Source organism: Pedobacter sp. ASV12 (assembly GCF_016429155.1).
Taxonomy (GTDB): Bacteria; Bacteroidota; Bacteroidia; order Sphingobacteriales; family Sphingobacteriaceae; genus Pedobacter.
This window is the reverse complement of record NZ_JAELUC010000186.1, coordinates 1-1,552: the sequence shown is the minus strand read 5'-3', so window position 1 is coordinate 1,552 and position 1,552 is coordinate 1. Positions and strand designations below refer to the sequence as shown.

At 54.1% G+C, this 1,552-nt stretch carries 1 rRNA gene; it reads left to right on the top strand.

Annotated features, from left to right (window positions below):
* The first annotated feature begins 3 nt into the window (after positions 1 to 3).
* A 16S ribosomal RNA gene (locus JHD69_RS19780) occupies positions 4 to 1,525 on the top strand.
* The last annotated feature ends 27 nt before the right edge of the window (positions 1,526 to 1,552 follow it).

The following is a 1,552-nucleotide window of genomic DNA, read 5'->3' as shown; positions in this document are numbered from 1 at the left end:
TTTACAATGGAGAGTTTGATCCTGGCTCAGGATGAACGCTAGCGGCAGGCCTAATACATGCAAGTCGAGGGGTATGGCGGTGCTTGCACTGCCAGAGACCGGCGCACGGGTGCGTAACGCGTATGCAACCTACCTTGATCAGGGGGATAGCCCGGAGAAATCCGGATTAACACCGCATGAAGACACAGTTCCGCATGGAGCAATGTCCAAACATTTATGGGATCAAGATGGGCATGCGTGCCATTAGCTAGTTGGCGGGGTAACGGCCCACCAAGGCGACGATGGCTAGGGGATCTGAGAGGATGGCCCCCCACACTGGTACTGAGACACGGACCAGACTCCTACGGGAGGCAGCAGTAAGGAATATTGGTCAATGGGCGCAAGCCTGAACCAGCCATGCCGCGTGCAGGAAGACGGCCCTCCGGGTTGTAAACTGCTTTTATACCGGAATAAACCTTCCTACGTGTAGGAAGCTGAATGTACGGTAGGAATAAGGATCGGCTAACTCCGTGCCAGCAGCCGCGGTAATACGGAGGATCCGAGCGTTATCCGGATTTATTGGGTTTAAAGGGTGCGTAGGCGGCCTGTTAAGTCAGGGGTGAAAGACGGTGGCTCAACCATCGCAGTGCCCTTGATACTGACGGGCTTGAATCAACTAGAGGCAGGCGGAATGTGACAAGTAGCGGTGAAATGCATAGATATGTCACAGAACACCGATTGCGAAGGCAGCTTGCTATGGTTGTATTGACGCTGAGGCACGAAAGCGTGGGGATCAAACAGGATTAGATACCCTGGTAGTCCACGCCCTAAACGATGAACACTCGCTGTTGGCGATACACGGTCAGCGGCTAAGCGAAAGCGTTAAGTGTTCCACCTGGGGAGTACGCCCGCAAGGGTGAAACTCAAAGGAATTGACGGGGGCCCGCACAAGCGGAGGAGCATGTGGTTTAATTCGATGATACGCGAGGAACCTTACCCGGGCTTGAAAGTTAGTGAATGTTCCAGAGATGGGACAGTGAGCAATCACACGAAACTAGGTGCTGCATGGCTGTCGTCAGCTCGTGCCGTGAGGTGTTGGGTTAAGTCCCGCAACGAGCGCAACCCCTATGTCTAGTTGCCAGCATGTAAAGGTGGGGACTCTAGACAGACTGCCTGTGCAAACAGAGAGGAAGGAGGGGACGACGTCAAGTCATCATGGCCCTTACGTCCGGGGCTACACACGTGCTACAATGGTCGGTACAGAGGGCAGCTATCCAGCAATGGAATGCCAATCTCAAAAAGCCGATCACAGTTCGGATAGAGGTCTGCAACTCGACCTCTTGAAGTTGGATTCGCTAGTAATCGCGTATCAGCAATGACGCGGTGAATACGTTCCCGGGCCTTGTACACACCGCCCGTCAAGCCATGGAAGCTGGGGGTACCTAAAGTACGTAGCCGCAAGGAGCGTCCTAGGGTAAAACCGGTAACTGGGGCTAAGTCGTAACAAGGTAGCCGTACCGGAAGGTGCGGCTGGAATACCTCCTTTCTGGAGTAGATTGGACTACTCGCTGCG